Origin of the sequence: Pseudomonas nitroreducens, from assembly GCF_024170165.1 — a bacterium.
Classification (GTDB): Bacteria; Pseudomonadota; Gammaproteobacteria; order Pseudomonadales; family Pseudomonadaceae; genus Pseudomonas; species Pseudomonas nitroreducens_C.
Genome location: NZ_JALJXP010000007.1, coordinates 204,767 through 227,789 on the forward strand (window position 1 = coordinate 204,767; position 23,023 = coordinate 227,789).

A 23,023-nucleotide genomic window follows, 5' to 3' on the forward strand; every position below is an offset into this window, starting at 1 on the left:
TTCTTTCGTCGGGGAACCGACGACTACGTCTTATGCCTGGTGGGCAACGATGTAGTCGATGGCTTCCTGAACGGTGGTGATCTTTTCGGCTTGCTCGTCGGGGATTTCGGTCTCGAATTCCTCTTCCAGAGCCATCACCAGCTCAACGGTGTCAAGGGAGTCGGCGCCCAGGTCTTCGACGAAGGAAGCGCTGTTGGTGACTTCTTCTTCCTTAACGCCGAGTTGCTCAGCAACGATCTTCTTGACGCGTTCTTCGATGGTGCTCATACCTTGTTTTCACTCCTATGGACAATCCGTACAGCTGGGCTGCGGGTAAGTGTATAGAAAGGGTTTTCTGCATTTCAAGCTGAACGCTGACACCCCTTCGTGGCACCCCAGATGCTCTGTCTATTCCGGCGTCACGACGCCTGGATGATTTTAGACAGCGCATATGACATCGCCACGAAGGAACTCGTCACATCAGCTCATGTACATTCCGCCATTCACCGGTACCGTGGCACCCGTTACATAAGCTGCGCCCTCGGAAGCGAGGAATGCTACCACTTTGGCGATCTCTTCGGCTTGTCCCAGTCGACCCAGCGGAATCTGGCCGAGCAGCGCTTCGCGCTGGGCCTCCGGCAGTTCGCGAGTCATGTCGGTGTCGATGAAGCCCGGAGCAACCGCGTTGACAGTGATAGCACGGGAACCGACTTCACGCGCCAGGGCGCGGGTGAAGCCTTCCAGGCCGGCCTTGGCAGCGGCGTAGTTGGTCTGCCCGGCATTACCCATGGCACCGACGACGGAGCCGATATTGATGATGCGACCCCAGCGAGCCTTGGTCATGCCGCGCAGGACGGCTTTCGACAGACGGTAGAGGCTGTTGAGGTTGGTGTTGACCACATCGAACCACTCGTCGTCTTTCATGCGCATCAGCAGGTTATCACGGGTGATACCTGCGTTATTGACGACGATAGCCGGGGCACCGGATTCCTTCTGGATGGCTTCGACCACGGCGGTCACGGACTCGTCATTGGAGACGTCCAGCACCATGCCCGAACCCTGGATGCCGTTTTCCTTGAGGTATTCGGAAATTTTCTGCGCGCCGGACTCGCTGGTCGCGGTGCCAACCACGGTGGCGCCCATGCGACCCAGTTCCAGCGCGATGGCCTGGCCAATACCACGGCTCGCGCCGGTAACCAGGGCAACCTTACCTTGCAGACTCATGCCTTATCTCCTGTTCAAGCCAGAGCCGCGCGGGCTGCGCCGAAGGCATCCGCGGAATCCAGGTTGTGGGTGGTCACGCCCTTGGCGCAACGCTTGTTCAAACCAGCCAGCACCTTGCCCGGACCGCACTCGACCAGGTCGGTGACGCCCTTCTCGGCCAACAGCTGCACGCTCTCGACCCAGCGGACCGGGCTGTACAGCTGCGCCAACAGGTCGCGCTTGAGCGCCGCCAGATCGGCCGGGACCTGGGCAGTAACGTTCTGCACCAGAGCAATCTGCGGCATCTGCCACTGCACGGCTTCGACAGCCTCGGCGAAACGCTCGGCAGCCGGGCGCATCAGTTCGCAGTGCGACGGCACGCTGACCGGCAGCGCGACAGCGCGCTTGGCGCCGCGGGCCTTGCACGCCTCGATGGCACGCTCGACGGCCTTGGCCGCACCTGCGATCACCACCTGACCGGGGGCATTGAAGTTCACGGCGCTGACCACTTCACCCTGGGCCGCTTCGGCGCAGGCGGCGAGGACGTCAGCGTCTTCGAGACCGAGGATGGCAGCCATGCCGCCAGTGCCGGCAGGAACAGCTTCCTGCATCAGCTGACCACGACGCTCGACCAGCTTCACCGCATCGGCGAAAGCCAGGCTGCCAGCGGCGACCAGTGCGGAGTACTCACCCAGGCTATGGCCGGCAACATAAGCCGGCTGCACACCACCTTCGGCCTGCCACAGGCGCCACAGGGCGATGGAGGCGGCGAGGATGGCGGGCTGGGTCTTGTCGGTCTGGTTCAGGCGTTCTTCCGGACCTTCCTGCACCAGAGCCCAGAGGTCATAACCCAGGGCAGCGGAAGCTTCGGCGAAGGTATCGCGGACAACGGCTTGTTGTGCACCCAGCTCGGCGAGCATGCCGAGCGACTGCGAACCTTGACCGGGGAATACGAAGGCGAGGGATGCGGACATTGCAACAGGTCCCTTTTGTCTGTGTCGTCAAATGGATAACGCCGGCGAGAGCCTGGCGCATTGAACTGACAGTTGGATGACGGTCTGACGACCGCGGTCACATTAGAGCAGATGTTCCAGACGGCCATGCAGCCGCTGGGGCAGATTCTCGCGCACTTCCAGCAGCGCACGACGCAAGGCGCTCTGGATGCCCTCCTCTTTCGCACTGCCGTGGCTCTTCACCACGATGCCCTGCAAACCAAGGAAACTCGCACCGTTGTGCTGGGACGGCGTGAGATCACCGCGCAGTCGACGCAGGAACGGCATCGCCATCAGGCCGACCGCCTTGGCCGGCAGGCTGGAATTGAATAATTCTTCCAGGCGCGCCGCAACCATAGCCGCCAAGCCCTCGCTGGACTTGAGCAGGATGTTGCCGACAAAACCGTCGCACACCACCACATCCGCCAGTCCGCGATACAGGCCGTCGCCCTCGATGTAGCCGATGTAGTTCAAACCCTGCGCCTGCTGCAGCAGACTGGCCGCCAGCTTCACCTGCTGGTTGCCCTTGATGTCCTCGGTACCGACATTCAACAGCGCAACCCGTGGATTGCTCTTGCCCAGCGCTTCCGCCGCCACCGCACCCATGACGGCGAACTGATAGAGGTGCTCGGCACTGCAATCGACATTGGCGCCCAGGTCGAGCAGATGGCAATGACCGCTCTGCGTCGGCACAGCCGTCACCATCGCCGGGCGATCGATGCCGGGCAACGTCTTGAGCAGGTAGCGGGAAAGCGCCATCAGCGCACCGGTATTGCCGGCACTGACGCAGGCATGGGCCTTGCCATCACGAACCAGTTCGAGGGCAACTCGCATGGAGGAATCGGGCTTGCCACGCAACGCCTGGGACGGACGCTCGTCCATCGTGACGACTTCGCTGGCGTGGTGGACGTGAAGACGCTGACGCTCGACCGGAGAAAGGCCGCGCAGGTGTTCTTCTATCAGAGGAGCTTGGCCGACGAGGACCAACTGGAGGGAAGCATACTCGGCCAGAAAGGAAATGCAGGCCGGAACAATGCAGTGGGGACCGTAGTCCCCACCCATTGCATCAATCGCGATGATTGGTGCGGACAAAGATTACTCGTCAGAGCCTTTGTCTACGACCTTGCGGCCGCGATAGAAACCGTCCGGGGAGACGTGGTGGCGCAGGTGAACTTCACCGGTGCTCTTTTCCACGGACAGAGCGTTCGCGTCCAGGGCATCGTGCGAACGACGCATGTCACGAGCGGAACGGGATTTTTTGTTCTGCTGAACAGCCATGATTGATTAACTCCTAAACGTTTGGGTCACGCTTCAACTGCGCCAGTACGCTGAACGGATTGGGCCGCTCTTCGACGTTCTCGCTCGGTTCGGGCGCTGTAGCGTATCCCACCGGCTGCTGGCAATCCTCAGGGTCATGGACCGGCACGATGGGCAAGGCGAGCAGCAACTCGTCCTCAGCCAGCGAGGTCAGGTCGATGGGGTCATCCCCCACTTCCAACGCATCGTAGCCACTGGGCAGATCATCGATCGACTTGCCTTCCGGGATGATGACGTAATCGTACGCACCACCCACATGGAATTTAGCCGCTTCGAGACAGCGCTGGCATACCATGCTCACCTCGCCATTGAGCTCGACGTGCATGACCGCCAACTTCTGCTGATCACGGAAGAAGGAAAACTTCGCGTGAATATCGCCATCGCTGCTGGTCAGTTGCTCGCTGAGACGTGCCATCTTGGCGATCGGCAGCACACCCTCGAGGGTGGCGGCGCGCTCGACCAATTTGCGCGGATCAACGTGAGGTGGTATCGGTCCATTCAACATAAGCGCGCCATTATAGGGATGCACCCGAAGCTGTCAAAGGAAATTAGCCATAAACCGCTGTATGGACAGCCCTTTTCGCTAGAATCGCGGTGACGCTCCGAAGGAATTATCCATGCTACCCCTGATCCTTGCATCCAGCTCGCCCTACCGCCGCGAATTGCTGCACCGCCTGCGCCTGCCGTTCGAAAGCGCCAGCCCCGACATCGACGAAACCCCGCTGCCCGGCGAGAACGCCGAACAACTGGTGCGCCGGCTGGCGGAAAGCAAGGCACGCGCCCTGGCCCAGCACTATCCCGCCCATCTGATCATCGGCTCCGACCAGGCCGCGGTTAACGGCAGGCGGATTCTCGGCAAACCCCACGACCTCGAGCGCGCGACCGAGCAACTGAAAGATGCCAGCGGCAAGAGCGTCAGCTTCCTCACCGGACTCTGCCTGCTCAACAGCCAGAGCGGCGAAGCCCGGATCGATTGCGTGCCCTTTACCGTACACTTCCGCGACCTCGACGAAGCACGCATTCGCCGCTACCTGGAGGCCGAAAAACCCTTCGACTGCGCCGGCAGCTTCAAGGCCGAAGGCCTGGGTGTCAGCCTGTTCCGATCCACCGAGGGCGAGGATGCCACCAGCCTGGTCGGACTGCCGCTGATCCGCCTGGTGGATATGCTGCTTGCCGAACAGGTACAAATCCCCTGATCCGGAAAGCCTGAGCCTGAACCTGAAATGAAAAGGCCCGGCAATCGCCGGGCCTTTTTCCTTCCTTATATAAGGAAGCGCACTCAGCGCAGGACCGGACCCTGCCAGCCCATCCACATCGCCATGCGCTCGGCGACGCTGGCGCCCAGCTTCTTGGTGAAACGGTCGAAGGCAGTTTCCTGGACGGTGTAATCCACGATTTCCTTCTCCTTGATGATCTCGCGCGCCACGTAGCTGGAGCTGCCCAGACCATCGATCAGCCCCAACTGCAGCGCCTGCTCGCCGGACCAGATCAGACCGGAGAACAGCTCGGGATGATCCTTGTCCTTCAGACGATCGCCACGCCCCTTCTTCACCACATCGATAAACTGCTTGTGGGTGGTATCCAGGACCTGCTGCCAGAAGGCCGTTTCATCCGGCTTCTGCGGCTGGAACGGATCGAGGAAGGCCTTGTGCTCGCCCGAGGTATAGATGCGGCGATCCACACCCAGCTTTTCCATGGTGCCGACGAAGCCGAAAGTCGCCGCCGTCACACCGATGGAGCCGACCAGACTGGCCTTGTCCGCATAGATATCATCCGCGGCACTGGCGATGTAGTAGGCACCGGAAGCACCGAGATCACTGATGACTGCATAGACCTTGATATCCGGATGCTCACCGCGCAGGCGCTTGATTTCATCGTAGATATAGCCGGATTGCACCGGACTGCCGCCCGGACTGTTGATACGCAGGATAATGCCCTTGGTGCCAGTATCCTCGAACGCGGAACGCAGCGCGCCGACAATGTTGTCGGCACTGGCCGGCTCGTTATCGGCAATCATGCCTTTCACTTCAATCAGTGCCGTATGGCTGGCACTGCGCGACGCAGACTTGGACAAGCCACTGAAAGGACTGAACAGCGCCAACGCACCGAACAGGTAAACGAAGGTCAGCAGCTTGAAGAAAATGCCCCAGCGACGCGACCGGCGCTGCTCCTGGACACCCGCCAGCACAGCCTTCTCCAGCAATTTCCAGCTCTTGTCGTCACCTGCCGTGGTTTGCGCAGCCTTGCTATCGTCCGCCTTCCATTCATCCGACATCAGTTGCCTACCTCGAGCACCGGTTTGACCGAGCGCCCGGCGAGCCAGGCGCGCAATTCATTGAAATGATTCACTTCCAGCACCGGAGCATACTCCCGAAGGGTCTCCAGCGACTGAGCACCATAGCCCACCGCCACCGAATCCATGCCAGCGCGGCGCGCCATTTCCAGATCGAAGGGCGAATCACCCACCATCAACGCATCGCGGGCATCGACCCGGCAATGCTCGAGAATTTCGTGCAGCATGCGCGGGTCCGGCTTGCTCGCCGACTCATCGGCAGCACGGGTGATATCGAAGAAATCCGTCCAGCCCTGCCCCGCCAGCACACGATCCAGCCCGCGGCGATTCTTGCCGGTAGCGACCGCCAACTGATAGCCCGCCCCGCGAAACTCAGCCATGGCCTCAGCCACGCCCGGAAACAGCGGCGAAGGCTGCACTTCCAGGCTCAGGTAGTGATTGCCGTAGTCCAGACGGAAGCGATCCAGCGGCTCGCCCTCCTCTACTTCCGGATACAGCGTCTGGATAGCTTCCGGCAGGCCCAGGCCGATGATGCCCTTGATGGCAGCATCGCTGCGCTCCGGAAGACCGGAACCGACCGCCGCGACCCGCATCGCCTCGACGATACGACCGATGGAATCCACCAGCGTGCCATCCCAGTCGAAGATCAGCAGGGAATACTCACGCATCCAGACGCTCCACGGTGCGCAACCAGACCTCGTCCACCGGCGCCTCCAGCTCCAGCGCACCGCCATCAGGCAGCGGCACACGCAGGTAGGCCGAGTGCAGGAACAGGCGCTTGCCGCCCAGCTCGCGGATCTCGCGGGAGAAATCTTCGTCGCCGTACTTGGGATCGCCAGCGATGGAATGGCCAGCGTGCTTGGCGTGAACACGGATCTGGTGGGTACGACCAGTGATCGGACGCGCCTCCACCAGCGTGGCGAAATCACCAAAGCGGCGCAGCACCTTGAACTCGGTCAGCGCTTCCTTGCCTTCGGGATTCACTTCCACCACACGCTCACCGGAGCGCAGGTTGTTCTTCAGCAGCGGCACGGCAATCTGCTTCTTCGCCGCCGGCCAGTTACCGCGCACCAGGGCGTGGTAGCGCTTGTCCACGATGCGCTCGCCACGCAGGGCGTCGTGCAGGTGACGCAGCATGCTGCGCTTCTTGGCGATCATCAGCAGACCGGACGTATCGCGGTCCAGGCGGTGCACCAGTTCCAGATCCTTGCACTCCGGACGCAGCTGGCGGAAGGCTTCGATGACGCCGTAGTTCAGGCCGCTGCCACCATGCACGGCGATACCGGTGGGCTTGTTCACCACGATCAGCGCCTTGTCTTCATAGACGATGGCGGCTTCCAGGCGCTCCAGCAGGCCCTGGGCCAGCGGCACCGGCTCGTCGCGCTCGGCCAGACGCAGCGGCGGCACGCGTATCACATCGCCGGCCTGCAGCTTGTACTCGGGCTTGATGCGGCCCTTGTTGACCCGCACCTCACCCTTGCGAAGGATGCGGTAGATCAGGGTCTTGGGCACGCCCTTGAGCTGGGTGCGGAGGAAATTGTCGATTCGTTGGCCGGCATACTCCGGCGCGACTTCAAGCAGCTGAACGCCGGAAGTCGGAGGGGCGGGATTCGTCATCCGGATATAATAACAATTTTTCATTCAATTGAAGCACTTAATCATTGCTGCTATATTCGGGAGGCCGCCAAAAGTGGCCAGGCCTGCGGATGATCGCGTAATCGCCATCCCCAACCGCCTGCAAACACATTGAACGGACACGAGGCAGTCCCCGGAAGCGTTGCAACGGCCCGAGCGATTCTCGCGCCGACAGCGCCTCGAAACCCAGGCCTTCAGACATGACCACGGCAGCCAATGTCGCCGTGATAAAAGCCAACCCCGCTCCCGGATTCAGCGAGTGGCACCCGGTTCTTAGGGAAATGTGCAGGGCGGAGATGCACAACTGTCGGATTGCGTTGCGTTCATGCCTTGAACGCATGCCTTGAACGTAGACGCACCTTGTCGTCCGCATCTGACAGCTAATTCCTCCTCCTGATGAGTGCTTGTTCTGACAAAACAAGTAGGAAACGTAGTCGCGGCACAGCAGATTCTCCTTGCTGCCGCTGGACACGGGAATGGTCCGCCGTTCCTGAGTACGTGCCTTAGCACCGACCGTGAGAGTCGTGTGTGCCGATCGCCGTTTCCGGTGGCCCCGGAAACCATTGGTACTACATGAAAAGAATGCTGATCAACGCAACTCAACCCGAAGAGTTGCGTGTAGCGCTGGTAGACGGCCAACGCCTGTTCGACCTGGACATCGAGTCCGGCGCGCGCGAACAGAAAAAGGCCAACATCTACAAAGGCCGTATCACCCGCATCGAGCCGAGCCTCGAGGCCGCATTCGTCGACTTCGGCGCCGAACGCCACGGCTTCCTCCCCCTCAAGGAAATCTCCCGCGAGTACTTCAAGAAGAATCCTGAAGGCCGCATCAACATCAAGGACGTCCTGAGCGAAGGCCAGGAAGTCATCGTCCAGGTCGAGAAAGAAGAACGTGGCAACAAGGGCGCCGCCCTGACCACCTTCATCAGCCTCGCCGGCCGCTACCTGGTGCTCATGCCCAACAACCCGCGTGCCGGTGGCATCTCCCGCCGCATCGAGGGCGAAGAGCGCAACGAACTGCGTGAAGCCCTGAACGGCCTGACCGTTCCCGGCGACATGGGCCTGATCGTCCGCACCGCGGGCCTGGGCCGCAGCTCCGAAGAGCTGCAATGGGACCTGGACTACCTGCTGCAACTGTGGGGCGCCATCAAGGAAGCCTCCGGCGAGCGCAGCGGTCCGTTCCTGATCTACCAGGAAAGCAACGTCATCATCCGCGCCATCCGCGACTACCTGCGCCAGGACATCGGCGAGGTGCTGATCGACAGCATCGACGCCCAGGAAGAAGCCCTGAACTTCATCCAGCAGGTCATGCCGCAGTACGCGAGCAAGGTGAAGCTCTACCAGGACAGCGTTCCGCTGTTCAACCGCTTCCAGATCGAGAGCCAGATCGAAACCGCCTTCCAGCGCGAAGTGAAGCTGCCGTCGGGCGGCTCCATCGTCATCGACCCGACCGAAGCCCTGGTGTCCATCGACATCAACTCGGCGCGCGCCACCAAAGGCGGCGACATCGAAGAAACCGCCCTGCAGACCAACCTGGAAGCGGCCGAGGAAATCGCCCGCCAGCTGCGCCTGCGTGACATCGGCGGCCTGATCGTCATCGACTTCATCGACATGACCCCGGCGAAGAACCAGCGCGCCGTGGAAGAACGCGTCCGCGAAGCCCTGGAAGCCGACCGCGCCCGCGTGCAGGTTGGCCGCATCTCGCGCTTCGGCCTGCTGGAAATGTCCCGTCAGCGCCTGCGTCCGTCCCTGGGCGAGACCAGCGGCATCGTCTGCCCGCGCTGCAACGGCCAGGGCATCATCCGTGACGTCGAATCCCTGTCGCTGGCCATCCTGCGCCTGATCGAGGAAGAAGCCCTGAAGGACCGCACCGCCGAAGTTCGTGCGCGTGTGCCGTTCCAGGTTGCCGCCTTCCTGCTCAACGAGAAGCGCAACGCCATCACCAAGATCGAGCTGCGCACCCGCGCGCGCATCTTCATCCTGCCGGACGACCACCTGGAAACTCCGCACTTCGAAGTTCAGCGCCTGCGTGATGACAACCCCGAACTGCTGTCCGGCCACGCCAGCTACGAGATGGCCCCGGAAGAGCACGAGGAAGTCCAGCCGGTCAGCGCCACCCGCACCCTGGTTCGCCAGGAAGCCGCGGTGAAGACCGTTTCCCCGCAGAGCCCTGCCCCGCAGCAGGCTGCCGTCGAAGCACCGGTCGCCGTCGAAGCCACCAAGCCCATGCCTGAGCCGAGCCTGTTCCAGGGTCTGGTGAAGTCGCTGGTAGGCCTGTTCGCCGGCAGCAAGCCGGAGCCGACCCCGGTCGCCGCCGAGAAGCCCGCCACCGAGCGTAGCGAAGGTCAGGGCGAGCGCCGCAACGGCCGTCAGCAGAACCGTCGCCGCGACGGTCGCGATGGCGGTCGTCGTGATGACGAGCGTAAAGAACGTGGTCGCCGCGATGAGCGCGGTGAGCGCACTGAGCGCCCGGCTCGCGAAGAGCGTCAGCCGCGTGAAGAACGCGCCGAGCGCCAGCCCCGCGAAGAGCGCCAGCCGCGCGAGGAGCGTGCCGAGCGTCAGCCGCGTGAGGAACGCCAGCCGCGTGAAGAGCGCGCCGAACGTCAGCCGCGCGAAGAGCGTCAGCCCCGCGAAGAACGTGCCGAGCGCCAGCCGCGCGAGGAGCGTCAGCCCCGCGAAGAGCGTGGTGAGCGCGCCGAGCGTCAACCGCGTGAAGAGCGCCAGCCGCGCGAAGAGCGTCAGCCTCGCGGTGAGCGTGGCGAGCGCGCCGAGCGTCAGCCCCGTGAAGAGCGCCAGCCGCGCGAAGACCGTCAGGCTCGCGATGCCGCCGCCCTGGAAGCCGAAGAGCTGCCGAACGAGGAGCTGCTGGATCAACAGGACGACGAAGGTTCGGACGACGACCGTCCGCGTCGCCGCTCCCGTGGCCAGCGTCGCCGCAGCAACCGCCGCGAGCGCCAGCGTGAAGCCGGTGTGGATGGGGCTGAAGGCGCAGAAGGTGAAGTGAGCGCCGAAGGCACCGCCGAACAGGCTGCCTCCGACACTCCGTCGCCGGCCGCCATGGTCGCTGCCGCCGCTACTGCCGTAGCCGTTGCCGAAGCTGCCGCCGAGCACGAGCAGCCCGCTGCTCAGGCCGAAGCCCAGCCGCTGGAATCCGGCGTGGTTGAAGCCGTACGCACCGAAAGCGCCCTGGAGCAGACCATCGAGTTCCTGGCCAAGCCCACCGAGCAGGCTGCCGAGCCGGTAGAAGCCATCAGCGAAACCGTTGAAGTGGCTGCCGCCGAGTCGGTTGTCGCGGAAGAAGCGTCGGCTCCGACTGCTGAAACCGTGATCGAAGCCGTCGCCCAGCTGGTCGAGGAGCCCCAGGCAGAAGCCCCGGTGGTTACCGAGGAAGCTCCGGCTGCCGCTGCGACTGCCGCCGAAGAAGCTCCGGCCGTTCCGGCCAACGCCACCGGCCGTGCCTCCAACGACCCGCGTGAGCGTCGTCGCCAGGAACGCGCTGCCCGTGAAGCCGCTGCCGCTGCAGCCGCTGCTCCGCAGGTAGAGCAGGCACCGGTCGTCGAGGCCGTGGTTGAAGAAGCCGCCGCGGTGGAAGCCGAAGTTGTGGTCGAGCCGACCGCTGAAGCCACCGTCGAGGCCGTCGAGGCCGAGGTGGTGAACGAAGCTGCCGAGCCGGCTGAAGGCGAACAAGCCGAGAAGACCGAGGAAGAAGAAGGCACCGTGGTGGAAAAGCACCACAGCTGATAGCTTCCTGAACTGAAAAAGGGGATGCCACGGCATCCCCTTTTTTATTGTCCGTACTGCAGGGTCGCCTGTTACGCAGGAGCGGGCTCTGTCCGCGATTGGCCTCCGGCGCTATGCGGACCTAGCGCGGACAGAGCCCGCTCCTACGATCCGTTCAACACCGGCGCAGGGAGCGGTTCGCGAGCAAGCTCGCTCCTGCACTCCCGGCCACGGGCACAAAAAAGGGGATGCCGTGGCATCCCCTTTTCCCATCCGGCGCGGACTCAGTAGAGATTCGGCTCCATCTCCAACTCCACGCCGAAGCGCTGGCGGATATCGTCGCGAATGCGCTCAGCCAGGGCATGCAGCTGCGCGCCGGTAGCACCGCCGTAATTGACCAGCACCAGCGCCTGCTGCGCATGCACGCCAGCGGCACCGTCGCGGAAGCCCTTCCAGCCAGCCTTGTCGATCAGCCAGCCGGCAGCGAGCTTCATCTGGCCATCGCCCTGCGGATAGGCCACCAGATCGCTGTAGCGCAGGCGCAGCGCGTCGGCCTGCTCGGTGGACACCACCGGGTTCTTGAAGAAGCTGCCGGCATTGCCCAGCACTGCGGGGTCAGGGAGTTTTTCCCGGCGGATCGCACAGATCACCCGCGAGACATCGACGGGCGTCGGCTCGGTCACGCCCTCCTCCGCCAGGCGCTGGCGCACCGGGCCGTAGTCCAGATGCAACTTCGCCGCGCGAGTCAGGTTGAAGCGTACCCGCAGGATCAGCCAACGGCTCGACTCACGCTTGAAGCGGCTTTCGCGGTAGGCAAAGTCGCAGTCTTCCAGCGCGAACTCACGCAGCTCTCCGCTCTCGCGGTCCAGCGCGGTCAGGCCGGCGAATACGTCCTTGATCTCGACGCCGTAGGCGCCGATGTTCTGCATCGGAGCAGCACCGACGGTGCCAGGAATCAGGCTGAGGTTTTCCAGCCCGCCAAAGCCCTGGGCCAGGGTCCAGCGCACGAAGTCATCCCACACCTCACCCGCTTCCGCCTCGACCACCACATGCTCGCCGTCGTCACTGATGACACGCACGCCACGGGAAGCCATGCGCAGCACCAGCGCCTCGACGTCACGGCTCAGCAGCAGGTTGCTGCCGCCGCCAATGACCATCAGCGGCAGACCCTTTTCGGCGGCGACGGCGATACCGGCGCGCACCTCGGCATCATCGTGCGCCTGGACGAACCAGCGCGCCGCGACCTCAACACCGAAGGTGTTGTAGGGCTTGAGGGAAATGCGTTCTTGCAGTTGCAGCGTCACAGGCGCCCCTTCACTTCCGTCAGCAGGCCGTCGCAGGCCCTTTCCACCAGGTCCAGCACCTGCTCGAAACCGTCTTCACCGCCGTAATACGGATCGGGGACTTCGTCGACTTCCAGCGCGTAGCGGCGCAGGAACAGGTCCAGCTCCGCCTGGCCGCCGCTGCCGCGCAGATGCTTGAGGTCGCGCAGGTTGGCGTTGTCCATGGCCAGGACCAGGTCATAGTGGGAGAAGTCGGCGACGCGGACCTGCCGCGCTCGCAGGCCCGACAGATCGTAGCCACGGCGCAGCGCAGCGGCACGGGTGCGGGCGTCCGGTGCCTTGCCGACATGCCAGTCGCCGGTGCCGGCCGAGTCGATCTCGATGCGATCCTCGAGGCCCGCTTCGCGGACCTTCTGGCGAAATACACCTTCGGCGGTGGGCGAGCGGCAGATATTGCCCAGGCAGACGAACAGGACCTTCATCAGGCCCCCAGGATGCGCCGCACGCGCTCCAGGTCTTCCGGGGTGTCGACGCCGGCCTGCGGTGCTTCCAGGGCATCGGCCACGTGGATGCGCACACCGTGCCAGAGCGCGCGCAGCTGCTCCAGGCACTCGGTGTCTTCCAGCCAGCACGGGCCCCACGCCACGAAGTCGCGCAGGAAGCGCGCACGGTAGGCGTAGATGCCGATGTGGCGGCGATACGGCACGTTGGCCGGCAAGCTTTCGCGGTCCACCGCGAAGGCATCGCGCGCCCAGGGCAGCGTGGCGCGACTGAAGGTCAGGGCCAGGCCATTCTTGTCGCTGACCACCTTGACGATGTTCGGGTTGAACAGCGCCGCCGGGTCGTGGATTTCCTCGCACAGGGTGGCGATGCCCGCCTCCGGGTGTGCGGCGAGGTTGGCGGCCACCTGGTCGATGATCGACGGCGGCACCAGCGGCTCGTCGCCCTGCACGTTGACCACGATGGCGTCGTCGGCCAGGCCCAGCGCATCGGCCACTTCCGCCAGTCGGTCGGTGCCGGAGTTGTGCTCGGCGCGGGTCAGCACCACCTGGGCGCCGAAGCCCTGGCAGGCATCGAAGATGCGCGCATCATCGGTGGCGACCACTACCTGGGTGGCCGCACTTTTGCCGGCCTGCGCCCAGACGTGCTGGATCATCGGCTTGCCGGCGATGTCCTGCAGCGGCTTGCCGGGCAGGCGGGTGGAGGCGTAGCGGGCGGGAATGACGACGGTATAGGCCTGGCTCATGGCGTTACTTGTCCAGCCGCTCGTCGACGTTCAGGGTACGCGCCTCGCCTTCGAGCATCACCGGGATGCCATCGCGCACCGGGTAGGCCAGGCCATCGGCCTTGCAGATCAGCTCGGACTTGTCGTCGGTGAGCTTGAGCGGGCCCTTGCACAGCGGACAGGCGAGGATATCGAGGAGTTTCGGGTCCATGGTGCGTTCCTTGAGCTTAAACAGCGAACAGTTTGAATGCGGGCAGCGCCGGATTGCGACGGCGGATCAGCGGGCGAGCAGGCGCTCGAGCTGAACGTCGAACCAGGCGACGAAGGCCGGCGACGGCTGCGCTTCGACGGCGAGGTACCACCAGTCGGGCGCGGCGAAGGACCGGCATTTCACCGCGTCCTTCTCGGTCATGACCAGCGGCAGTTCCGGCGTGAAGCGCAGCTGCTCGGCGGTGTAGGCCGCATGGTCGGGGAAGGGATGCGGAATCGGCCGCCAGTTTAGCTCCTCGAGCGTCGTGAAGAAACGCTGCGGATTGCCAATCCCGGCCAGCGCGTGCAGCGGCTGACCGGCGGGGAAATGCTCGACGCCACGGCGCTCGCCGCTGACCAGGTTGACCAGGGCAGAAGGTCGCAGGGCGAAGGAGAAGGCTCCCGGCGGATCGGACGGTGCGCCGTTGTGCAGCACGGCGTCGACTTCGGCCAGACGCTCGGCCGGCTCGCGCAGCGGCCCGGCAGGCAGGCAACGGCCGTTGCCCAGGCCGCGCGCAGCATCGATCAGCACCAATTCCAGGTCACGGGCCAGGCGGTAGTGTTGCAGGCCATCGTCGCAGAGGATCAGGTCCAGCGGCTCTTCGGCCAGCAGCGCGCGCACGGCGCTGGAGCGGTCCGGGTCGATCATCAGCGGCACGCCGCAGCGGCGCACGATCATCAGCGGCTCGTCGCCCGCCTCGGCCGCCGATTGCTCGGCGCGCACGCGCCAGGGCGTCTGCGGCGGCTTCGCGCCGTAGCCGCGACTGACCACACCGACCTTCAGCCCACGGGCGCGGCAGTGTTCGATCAGCCAGAGGATCATCGGCGTCTTGCCGGTACCGCCCACGGTGACGTTGCCGACCACGACGATCGGTACGGGCGCGCGGAAGGCCGGCTTGGCGCCGGAGAGGAAGTCCTGCCGGCGGCCTTGTACGACACGCCGGTAGAGCAGTTCGAGCGGCCTGAGCAGGGCAAGGGCCGGGTGGCCCTTGTACCAGGCATCGAGCAGGCGGTCGGAGAGCGCCATCAGGGGGTCTTCTTGTCCGCCCGGGACTCGATGGTGGTGATGCGCAGGTGGGTGAAGCCCAGCTTGCCGGCAGCATCCATCGCGGTGACCACGGACTGGTAGTCGACCTTGCCGTCGGCGGTGATCACCACCGGCAGGCTGTTGTCGCCAGCGGACTCGCGCTGCATGGCGTTCATCAGGTTTTCCAGGTCGTCGCGCGCCAGGCTCTGGCCATTGAGCGCGTAGTGGCCTTCGACGCTGATGGAGATTTCCAGCTGCTTGATCTCGGTGGCCTCGGGCGGCGTGCCGCTGACCGCTTCGGGCAGTTCGACCTTGAGCTGCGAGGGCTTGGTGAACGAGGTGGCAACCACGAAGAACAGCAGCAGCACGAAGATCACGTCGATCAGCGACGCCAGGTTGATGAAGACGTCCTCGCGGGCCGCTCCGCCCGCTCTGCGGCGGAATTTCACGCTTTGCCTTCCTCGACAAAGTCGACTTCGCGATCGCCCTGGACCACTTCCACCAGCTTGATGGCTTCCTGCTCCATGGCGATGACCAGTTCATCGACACGGCGCAGCAGGTAACGGTGGAAGAACACCGCCGGGATCGCCACGACCAGGCCCGATGCAGTGGTGATCAGGGCCTTGGAGATACCGCCGGCGAGCATCGGCGCGTTGGCCATGCCGTCGCCCATGAAGGCACTGAAGATCTGGATCATGCCGAACACGGTCCCCAGCAGGCCCAGCAGCGGCGCCATCGCGGCGATGGTGCCCAGGGCGTTGAGGTAGCGCTCCAGCTCGTGGATGACGCGGGACGCGGCCTCCTCGATGCACTCCTTCATGATCTCGCGACCATGCTTGGAGTTGGCCAGGCCGGCAGCGAGGATTTCACCCAGCGGGGAGGACGCGCGCAGGTCCTTGAGGGCCTGGCTGTTCATCTTCTTGTCCTTGATCTGCTTCCACACCTGGCCGAGCAGCTGCGGCGGGGCCACACGGCTCAAGCGCAGGGTCCAGAGACGTTCGGCGACGATCGCCATGGCAGCGACGGAGCTCAGCAAGATCGGCAGCATCATCCAGCCGCCAGCTTTGACCAGTTCCCACACAGTGGTGAATCCCCTGAAAAAAAGTGGCGCCACTCTAGCACAGGGGCCGTGGCGAGCCGACCGCCCGAGGCTCAATTTTCCTGCCAGAAATGTGCGCCTTCGCGCACTCCCCGGACCTCGCCATGGGCACCGAGCGTCAGGGTCAACCCGCCCTGCTCCGCCGTATCCTGAATCCGGATGCCCAGCGCGCGGAAGCGCTCGACGACCGACGGATGCGGATGGCCGTAGGGGTTGTTGGCGCCCCGGGAGATGATCGCCGTCGACGGCCGGATCGCCCGCAGGAAGGCTGCCCCGGAGGAACTCCGGCTGCCATGGTGCCCCGCCAGCAGCCAGTCGATCTGCTCGCCCGGATGCGCAGCCAGCCAGGCGAGTTCGGCGGGCTGCGGGAGGTCACCGGTGAGCAGGATACGCTCGCCGTTGGCCTCGATTTCCAGCGCGCAGGAACGGTCGTTGCTCTCGCCGGCCCCCGTCCAGGCCCAACTGGAGAGTCGAACGCCATCGACCTGCCACACCTCCATGCCACAGGGGCGCGCCTGCAGCTCCTCTGGCAGGCGCTCAGGCTCACCGCTGATGACCTGCGTCGGCCGCAACGAGCGCTTCACCGCCACGGCACCACCGGCATGGTCGTTGTCCGCGTGGCTGAGCATCAGCCTATCCAGATGCCCGATGCCCAGGCTGCGCAGCGTCGGCACGACCACGCGCTCACCGATGTCGAATTCGCCGTTGCGCGCCCCGGTGTCGTAGAGCCAGACCTGACTGCGCGTGCGGATCAGCACCGACAGCCCCTGCCCCACGTCCAGCACGCGGATCTCGGCCATGCCCGGCGCGGGCAACGGCACCGCCGGCCAGAACACCGGCAGAAACATCGCCAGCCCCAGCGCACGCAATGGGACACCGGCCGGCGCAAGCAGCAGGAGTGCGCCCAGCATCGCCAGCGCCAGCGCCCAGGCGGGCGCGGCTACCGGCTGCCAGGCGGGCGCCAGCCCGGCCATCCAGCCCAACAGCCGGAACAGCAATTCCAGCAGCCCGCCCGACACCCAGAGCAAGGCCTCACCCAGCCAGGGAATTCCCAGCGCCAGGCTCCCCAGCAGCGCCATCGGCACGACGATCAACTCGACCCAGGGCACGGCGATCAGGTTGGCGACCACCCCGGAAATGCTCAACGGCAAACCGAGGGCAATGGACGCCGGCAGCAATCCGACCGCCATCAGCCATTGCGCGCGCAGCCAGGTGCGCCAGGCGGTCCAGCGCCCCAGCCGCCCCGAGAAGCCGAAGATCAGCAGCGCCACCGCCGCATAGGACAACCAGAAACCCGGCAACAGCACGACCAGCGGCTCGACCAGCAGCACCGCCAGCAGGGCGCCGAGCAGCGGGGCCCAAAGTCCGCGATGGCGATAGCGCAGACGCCACAGCAGGACGATGGAGACCATGACGCAGGCGCGCTGCAACGGCACCTCGAACCCAGCCATCAGGCTGTACACCCAGGCACCGCCTGCAGCCAGCAGGCAGGCACAGGGCAACCATGCAATTCGCGCCGGCCAGCAACCGAAGCGCGCCAGCCCGGCAACCAGCGCATAGAGCAGGCCGGCCAGCAGCGAGATGTGCGAGCCGGAGATCACCATCAGGTGCAGGGTTCCGGTGTCCTGCAGGACCTGCCAGTCCGCCGTGGTCAAGCCGGAGGCATCGCCCAGCACCAGCGCGGCGAGTGCCCCGGAGCGACCGTGGGCATCCACTGCCAGCAGGCGTTGCCGCCAGGCTTCGCGCCAGGCGCGCGGACCGCTGGAAGCCTCCAGGCGCTGCCCGTCCTTCACACTGCCGGTGGCGCCGATACGCTGGGCGGTGAGCCAGGCCTCGTAATCGAACCCCGCACCATTGGCCATGCCGTGGGGGCGCTTGAGTTTCACCGCCAGCCGCCAGCGCTCGCCGCCCGCCACCGGGGGCCCGCCGAACCAGGACAGACGCAGCGTGGCAGGGACCTTCGCACGGGGGCTGGAGACATCGGCGAGCTGGAAGCGCACCGATGGCCCCGAGCGATCCGGCAGGCCCTCTACCTTGCCCTCCAGCCACAGCGTGCGGCCGTCCAGCTCCCGCGCCAGGCGATCATCCAGCGCCCACTGCGCCGACTGGCAGGCCCAGGCGAAACCGAGCAGGAACAGGCCGATGAAGTAGCCGCGAGTGAACAACAACGGCAGCGCGAGCAGCGCGAGAAGCAGCAGGACCCAGCCGGATGGAAGCGCCGGCAATCCCAAGGCCAGCGCGAGCATCCCTGTACGAGGCAACGGAGCGACTCCCCGACCCTGGCGCGACCGCCGATCCGATTGGTCTGCGGCGGTTACACACGGACATAGTTGGCAACGAATGACTGTCACCTAGCTAGGCATAATGGGCCGTCGTCCGTCTGCCAGAGATTTCCCTCATGCCGCGCCGAATCTTCAAGCGCTACATGCCGGATCCGGAGAGCATCAGGAACCACAAGGGCCTGCGCTTTCTCGGACCGCTGATCCAGTCGCCCAACCTCTGGCACCTGAATCGCCGCTCCGTATCCCGCGCCATGGGCATGGGACTGTTCGCCGCGTTCATCCCGATCCCACTGCAGATGCTGCTGGCCGCCTCGCTGGCGGTGTGGGTGCGGGCCAACCTGCCGATCTCGGTGGGGCTGGTCTGGCTGACCAACCCGATCACCATGCCGCCGGTGTTCTACTGCACCTACAAGATGGGCGCCTGGATCATGGGCATCCCGGCACGCGCCCTGCCCGACCACCTGACCTGGGAATGGATCAGCGGCGAGCTGTCGATGCTCTGGCAGCCCTTCCTGCTGGGTTCGGTGCTCTGCGGCATCCTGGTGGGCATCCTCGGCTACCTGGCGACCGAGGGTTACTGGCGCTGGTGGATCGGCCGCAGCTGGCGGCGCCGCCGGGCGCTGCGCAATCTGCAGCAAGGGCTGTGAACTTTTCGCAGGAGCGAGGGGGACGCCATCGTTCTTGCTCGCGAGCCACCCCGCTCTTGAGCTGCCGGTAATTCCGTTCGCGAGCAAGCTCGCTCCTACGCAAGGTGCCACCCTGAAACGAAAAAGCCGCCCCTAAGGGCGACTTTTTAATGGATCGGACAATCACTCGTAACGCAGCGATTCCGCCGGCTGGGTCGAGGCCGCGCGCCAGGCCGGGTACAGCGTGGCGAGGAAGCTCATCGACAGCGCCGCGACGCAGATCAGCACGATGTCGCTGATCTGCGGGTCGGACGGCAGGTAGTTGATGAAGTAGATGTCCGAGTTGAACACGTGGGTGCCGGCGACGCGCTCCAGGGTCGAGACAATGGCGGTGACGTTGTACGCCGCCAGCACACCCAGTACGCAGCCGATCACGGTGCCGATCAGGCCGATCACCGTGCCCTGCACCATGAAGATCGCCATGATCTGCTTCGGCGTGGCGCCCAGGGTGCGCAGGATGGCGATGTCGGCGCGCTTGTCGGCCACGACCATGATCAGGGTGGCGATGATGTTGAAGGCGGCGACCGCAACGATCAGCAGTAGCAGCAGGCCGATCATGGTCTTTTCCATCTTCATCGCGCTGAACAGGCTGCCCTGGGTGTGGGTCCAGTCCACCGAGCGATAGCCGTCACCCAGTTGCCTGGCGATGGCCGCGCCCACTTCCGGCGCCTGGAACAGGTCCTTCAGGGCGATGCGCACGCTCTGCACCTGGCCGGGCTGCCAGCGCATCAGGCTGGCCGCGTCGTCCACGTGAATCAGTGCCAGGGTGCTGTCCAGTTCGGCACCCACCTTGAAGATACCGACCACGTTCAGGCGCTGCATGCGCGGGGTGATGCCGCCGGGCGCGGTGCTCGGCTCAGGGACGATCAGCAGCAGGCTGTCACCGACGTTGACGTGGAAGCGCCGCGCGGTGATCTCGCCGATGACCACGCCGAACTCGGTGGCCTTGAGGTCGTCAAGGCTGCCGCGGACCATGTGCCGGCCGATGATCGACACCTGGGTTTCCAGCGCCGGGTCGACGCCATCCACCTCGATGGGCTGCATCATGCCCTTGTAGGAGAGCATGCCGTCGACTTCGGTGTAGGGCACCGCGCCGACGATCTTCGGGTTCTGCTTGGCCACCTCGGCCACGTGTTGCCAGTTGTCCAGCGGGCCGCTGGTCTGCTGCAGCACGGCATGCGGCACCATGCCGAGGATGCGCGAGCGCATTTCCTTCTGGAAGCCGTTCATCACCGAGAGCACCACGATCATGGCCAGCACGCCCAGGGCGAGGCCGATCATCGAGGTCAGGGAGATGAACGAGATGTAGTGGTTGCGTCGCTTGGCACGGGTGTAGCGGGTGCCGATGAAGACGGACAGGGGTCTGAACATTCCGTTATCCCTCAGGCGGCGACCAGCCGGCCCTCCTCCAGGCGCAGCACACGGTCCATCTGCTGGGCGAGGTGGGTGTCGTGGGTCACCACCAGGAAGGCGGTACGCAGGGACTGCGACAGCTCCAGCATCAGCTCCTGGATACCGTGGGCGGTGTGCTGGTCGAGGTTGCCGGTGGGCTCGTCGAGCAGTACCAGCTTCGGCGTGTTGACCAGGGCGCGGGCGATGGCCACGCGCTGGCGCTCACCACCGGACAACTCCGACGGCTTGTGGCTCAGGCGATGCCCCAGGCCCACGCGCTCCAGCAGTGCGGTGGCACGCTGGCGCGCCTCGGGGATCGGCGTCTTGCCGATCAGCAGCGGCATGCAGACGTTCTCCAGCGCGGTGAACTCCGGCAGCAGATGGTGGAACTGGTAGACGAAGCCCAGCGCGCGGTTGCGCAGCAGGCCGCGCTGCTTCTCGTTGAGCGCCGACAGCTGTTCGCCGGCCAGCCAGACGCTGCCGGTGCTGGGCGTGTCGAGGCCGCCGAGCATGTTCAGCAGGGTGCTCTTGCCCGAGCCGGAGCTGCCGACGATGGCCACGCGCTCGCCGGGCAGCAGCTCCAGCTGCACGCCGGAGAGCACCTCGACCGACTGCGGGCCTTCCTCGTAGCGCTTGCCGAGATCGCGGCAGCTCAGGACGGCCTGGTCGTTGGGGGTCGGCTTACTCATAACGCAGGGCCTCCGCGGGCTGGGTGCGGGCCGCACGCCAGGCCGGATACAGGGTGGCGAAGAAACTCAGGATCAGCGCGGCGCTGCACACCAGGATCACGTCCTCGCTCATCAGTTGCGAGGGCAGGTAATCGATGAAGTAGACGTCCGCGTTGAGGAACTTGTGGCCCAGCAGGCGCTCCAGCAGGGCGATGGCGGAGCTGACGTTGAGCGCCGCCAGGATGCCCAGCACGCCGCCGATGAAGGTGCCGATCACGCCGATCACCGTGCCCTGGACCATGAACGTCGCCATGATCTGCCCCGGCGTGGCGCCCAGGGTGCGCAGGATGGCGATGTCTGCCTTCTTGTCGGTGACGACCATGACCAGGGTGGAAATGATGTTGAACGCGGCGACCGCGACGATCAGCAGCAGCAACAGGCCGATCATGGATTTCTCCATGCGGATCGCCTGGTACAGGTTGCCGTGGCTGCGGGTCCAGTCGCGGGCGAAGTAGTCGTTGCCCTTCAGGGTGCGGGCGATTTCCCAGGCGGTGCGCGGCGCCTGGAACAGGTCGTCGAGCTTCAGGCGCAGGCCTTCGACCTGGCCTTGCTTGAGGCGGCGCATGCGCGCAGCGTCGTCGATGTGGACCATGGCGACGTAGCCGTCCAGCTCGCCGGCGCCGACATGGAAGGTGCCGACCACGGTGAAGCGCTTCATGCGCGGGAACATGCCGGCCGGGGTGACCGAGACCTCCGGGGCGATGAAGGTGACCTTGTCGCCCAGCTTCACGCCGAGGTTCTTCGCCGCCTTGTCGCCGATGATGATGCCGAACTCGCCGGGCTTGAGGCTCTTGAGCGAACCTTCCTGGAAGAACTGGTCGATGATCGAGACCTTGCTCTCCTCGTTCGGGTCCACGGCGTTGATCAGCACCTTCTGTACCGTGCCGCCGGCGCTGAGCAGGCCCTGCATCTGGATGAAGGGCGCGACCTCCAGCACGTTGGGGTGCTGGGTCTTGATCTGCCCGGCGATGCCCTGCCAGTCGGAAATCGGCTGGTAGGACTCGACCGTGGCGTGGGGCACCATGCCCAGCACGCGGGTGCGCATCTCGTGGTCGAAGCCGTTCATCACCGAGAGCACCACGATCATCACCACGACACCCAGCGCGAGGCCGATCATGGAGGTGAGCGAGATGAAGGAAACGAAGTGGCTGCGGCGTTTGGCGCGTGTGTAGCGCGTTCCGATGTAGACGGAAAGGGGTCTGAACATGTGGGGCCGAATGAGAAGGTGAAGAGTGCGTCGGGCGTCAGTTCCATCTGGCGTGCGACTTCCGTGTGGCGAGGCCAGGCAGGCGGCCTTACACTCAGACCATCACTGCTGCCGTGGGTTCGCCATGTCCACTCCAGACGCGGATGACCGCCGCGAATACTATCGTATTGAAGATACGCTCGCATTGGAATTTCGCCCGCTGCGCGAGGACGAAATCCAGTCGCAAGAAGTGCTTCAGGATGATTCCGCGCTGTTCAATCTGCTCAGCGACCTGCACCTGACCGACTTCGAGTCGCAGCACCTGCTGCGCCATATCAACGAGCGCGACCGCCCGCTGGCCAGCTACTTGAAGGTGATGAACAAGCGCATCGACCTGATCGCCCAGGCCCTGACCCAGAGCCTGCTCAGCGAGATCGGCCCGGCGCGCAAGGTCACGCTGTCCGAAGGCGGCATCAATTTCCGCGACGCCCGGCCGCTGCCGGTCGGCCAGGACCTGGCGCTGAAGATCATCCTGCTCCCCCACGGCCTGGGGCTGCTGCTGCGCGCCAAGGTCACCCATTGCCAGCAGCAGGGCGAAGGCGACTACGAGATCGGCACCGAATTCGAGATGCTCGGCGACGCCTCGCGTCAGTTGCTGGCCCGCCACATCCTCCAGCGCCAGGCATTGGAACGCCGGCAGGCCAAGGCCCGCGAAGAATGAACCCAG

Annotated in this window: 24 protein-coding genes; 4 read left to right on the forward strand and 20 right to left on the reverse strand. The window is 64.9% G+C overall.

Annotated features, from left to right (window positions below):
- Positions 1-30 precede the first annotated feature (30 nt).
- The 6 genes from acpP to J2T47_RS16070 all read right to left on the reverse strand — a co-directional run bounded on the left by acpP (position 31) and on the right by J2T47_RS16070 (position 3,996).
- Positions 31-267, reverse strand: coding sequence for an acyl carrier protein (gene acpP / locus J2T47_RS16045; protein WP_015477931.1), 237 nt, complete (start codon positions 265-267; stop codon positions 31-33).
- Positions 268-459: 192 nt separating this feature from the next.
- Positions 460-1,203, reverse strand: coding sequence for a 3-oxoacyl-ACP reductase FabG (gene fabG / locus J2T47_RS16050; RefSeq protein ID WP_037014455.1), 744 nt, complete (start codon positions 1,201-1,203; stop codon positions 460-462).
- 14 nt (positions 1,204-1,217) lie between these two features.
- On the reverse strand, positions 1,218-2,156 hold the full coding sequence (fabD, locus tag J2T47_RS16055; protein ID WP_253448626.1) for an ACP S-malonyltransferase: 939 nt from the start codon (positions 2,154-2,156) through the stop codon (positions 1,218-1,220).
- A 102-nt stretch (positions 2,157-2,258) separates the two neighbouring features.
- Positions 2,259-3,266, reverse strand: a complete 1,008-nt coding sequence (gene plsX / locus J2T47_RS16060) for a phosphate acyltransferase PlsX (RefSeq protein WP_301295561.1) — start codon at positions 3,264-3,266, stop codon at positions 2,259-2,261.
- Positions 3,267-3,269: 3 nt separating this feature from the next.
- The gene (rpmF, locus tag J2T47_RS16065; RefSeq protein ID WP_009621425.1) at positions 3,270-3,452 is read right to left on the reverse strand and encodes a 50S ribosomal protein L32; all 183 of its coding nucleotides are present in this window, start codon (positions 3,450-3,452) and stop codon (positions 3,270-3,272) included.
- 13 nt (positions 3,453-3,465) lie between these two features.
- Positions 3,466-3,996, reverse strand: coding sequence for a YceD family protein (locus J2T47_RS16070; RefSeq protein ID WP_253448629.1), 531 nt, complete (start codon positions 3,994-3,996; stop codon positions 3,466-3,468).
- Positions 3,997-4,108: 112 nt separating this feature from the next.
- Between J2T47_RS16070 and J2T47_RS16075 the strand changes: the two genes are divergently transcribed.
- On the forward strand, positions 4,109-4,687 hold the full coding sequence (locus J2T47_RS16075; RefSeq protein WP_253448632.1) for a Maf family protein: 579 nt from the start codon (positions 4,109-4,111) through the stop codon (positions 4,685-4,687).
- Positions 4,688-4,770: 83 nt separating this feature from the next.
- Here the strand turns inward: J2T47_RS16075 and sppA are convergent, their stop codons facing one another.
- The 3 genes from sppA to rluC are packed head-to-tail and all read right to left on the reverse strand — an operon-like array spanning position 4,771 to position 7,401.
- Positions 4,771-5,766 carry a signal peptide peptidase SppA gene (gene sppA / locus J2T47_RS16080; protein ID WP_253448635.1) on the reverse strand — a complete coding sequence of 332 codons (996 nt, stop codon included), beginning with the start codon at positions 5,764-5,766 and terminating at the stop codon, positions 4,771-4,773.
- Complete coding sequence (locus J2T47_RS16085) at positions 5,766-6,452, reverse strand: HAD-IIIA family hydrolase (RefSeq protein WP_253448638.1); 687 nt, start codon at positions 6,450-6,452, stop codon at positions 5,766-5,768. Before J2T47_RS16085 ends, sppA begins: the two co-directional genes overlap by 1 nt.
- Entirely contained in the window at positions 6,445-7,401 is a 957-nt protein-coding gene (gene rluC / locus J2T47_RS16090; RefSeq protein WP_253448641.1) for a 23S rRNA pseudouridine(955/2504/2580) synthase RluC, read from the reverse strand. Before rluC ends, J2T47_RS16085 begins: the two co-directional genes overlap by 8 nt.
- 591 nt (positions 7,402-7,992) lie before the next feature.
- Here rluC and rne point away from each other — a divergent pair.
- Positions 7,993-11,160, forward strand: coding sequence for a ribonuclease E (gene rne / locus J2T47_RS16095; protein ID WP_253448644.1), 3,168 nt, complete (start codon positions 7,993-7,995; stop codon positions 11,158-11,160).
- 263 nt (positions 11,161-11,423) lie between these two features.
- Here the strand turns inward: rne and murB are convergent, their stop codons facing one another.
- The 8 genes from murB to J2T47_RS16135 form a co-directional block, all read right to left on the reverse strand.
- Positions 11,424-12,443, reverse strand: coding sequence for a UDP-N-acetylmuramate dehydrogenase (murB, locus tag J2T47_RS16100; protein ID WP_253448648.1), 1,020 nt, complete (start codon positions 12,441-12,443; stop codon positions 11,424-11,426).
- Positions 12,440-12,904, reverse strand: a complete 465-nt coding sequence (locus J2T47_RS16105) for a low molecular weight protein-tyrosine-phosphatase (RefSeq protein ID WP_253448651.1) — start codon at positions 12,902-12,904, stop codon at positions 12,440-12,442. The genes murB and J2T47_RS16105 overlap by 4 nt, the downstream gene beginning before the upstream one ends.
- Positions 12,904-13,668 (reverse strand): 3-deoxy-manno-octulosonate cytidylyltransferase, encoded by a 765-nt coding sequence (gene kdsB / locus J2T47_RS16110; RefSeq protein WP_253448655.1) that lies wholly within the window; start codon positions 13,666-13,668, stop codon positions 12,904-12,906. The genes J2T47_RS16105 and kdsB overlap by 1 nt, the downstream gene beginning before the upstream one ends.
- A 4-nt stretch (positions 13,669-13,672) precedes the next feature.
- On the reverse strand, positions 13,673-13,858 hold the full coding sequence (locus J2T47_RS16115) for a Trm112 family protein (protein ID WP_009621404.1): 186 nt from the start codon (positions 13,856-13,858) through the stop codon (positions 13,673-13,675).
- 66 nt (positions 13,859-13,924) lie between these two features.
- Positions 13,925-14,923, reverse strand: coding sequence for a tetraacyldisaccharide 4'-kinase (lpxK, locus tag J2T47_RS16120; RefSeq protein WP_253448658.1), 999 nt, complete (start codon positions 14,921-14,923; stop codon positions 13,925-13,927).
- Positions 14,923-15,372 carry an ExbD/TolR family protein gene (locus J2T47_RS16125; protein ID WP_017519261.1) on the reverse strand — a complete coding sequence of 150 codons (450 nt, stop codon included), beginning with the start codon at positions 15,370-15,372 and terminating at the stop codon, positions 14,923-14,925. The genes lpxK and J2T47_RS16125 overlap by 1 nt, the downstream gene beginning before the upstream one ends.
- Positions 15,369-16,004, reverse strand: a complete 636-nt coding sequence (locus J2T47_RS16130; protein WP_253448661.1) for a MotA/TolQ/ExbB proton channel family protein — start codon at positions 16,002-16,004, stop codon at positions 15,369-15,371. Before J2T47_RS16130 ends, J2T47_RS16125 begins: the two co-directional genes overlap by 4 nt.
- Positions 16,005-16,075: 71 nt before the next feature.
- Positions 16,076-18,268: a DNA internalization-related competence protein ComEC/Rec2 gene (locus J2T47_RS16135; protein ID WP_253449022.1), complete on the reverse strand. Its 2,193-nt coding sequence runs from the start codon at positions 18,266-18,268 to the stop codon at positions 16,076-16,078.
- Between the two features lie 152 nt (positions 18,269-18,420).
- Between J2T47_RS16135 and J2T47_RS16140 the strand changes: the two genes are divergently transcribed.
- Positions 18,421-18,951, forward strand: a complete 531-nt coding sequence (locus J2T47_RS16140) for a DUF2062 domain-containing protein (RefSeq protein ID WP_253448664.1) — start codon at positions 18,421-18,423, stop codon at positions 18,949-18,951.
- Positions 18,952-19,113: 162 nt separating this feature from the next.
- On the opposite strand, the gene J2T47_RS16145 is transcribed toward J2T47_RS16140, so the two are convergent.
- Genes J2T47_RS16145 through J2T47_RS16155 form a run of 3 tightly spaced genes read right to left on the reverse strand, consistent with a single transcriptional unit; the run spans position 19,114 to position 22,317 of the window.
- Positions 19,114-20,361 carry a lipoprotein-releasing ABC transporter permease subunit gene (locus J2T47_RS16145; RefSeq protein WP_253448667.1) on the reverse strand — a complete coding sequence of 416 codons (1,248 nt, stop codon included), beginning with the start codon at positions 20,359-20,361 and terminating at the stop codon, positions 19,114-19,116.
- 11 nt (positions 20,362-20,372) lie between these two features.
- Positions 20,373-21,071, reverse strand: a complete 699-nt coding sequence (lolD, locus tag J2T47_RS16150) for a lipoprotein-releasing ABC transporter ATP-binding protein LolD (RefSeq protein ID WP_017519266.1) — start codon at positions 21,069-21,071, stop codon at positions 20,373-20,375.
- Positions 21,064-22,317 (reverse strand): lipoprotein-releasing ABC transporter permease subunit, encoded by a 1,254-nt coding sequence (locus J2T47_RS16155; protein ID WP_253448670.1) that lies wholly within the window; start codon positions 22,315-22,317, stop codon positions 21,064-21,066. The genes lolD and J2T47_RS16155 overlap by 8 nt, the downstream gene beginning before the upstream one ends.
- Before the next feature lie 124 nt (positions 22,318-22,441).
- Between J2T47_RS16155 and J2T47_RS16160 the strand changes: the two genes are divergently transcribed.
- Positions 22,442-23,017: a PilZ domain-containing protein gene (locus J2T47_RS16160; protein ID WP_253448673.1), complete on the forward strand. Its 576-nt coding sequence runs from the start codon at positions 22,442-22,444 to the stop codon at positions 23,015-23,017.
- Positions 23,018-23,023 lie beyond the last annotated feature (6 nt).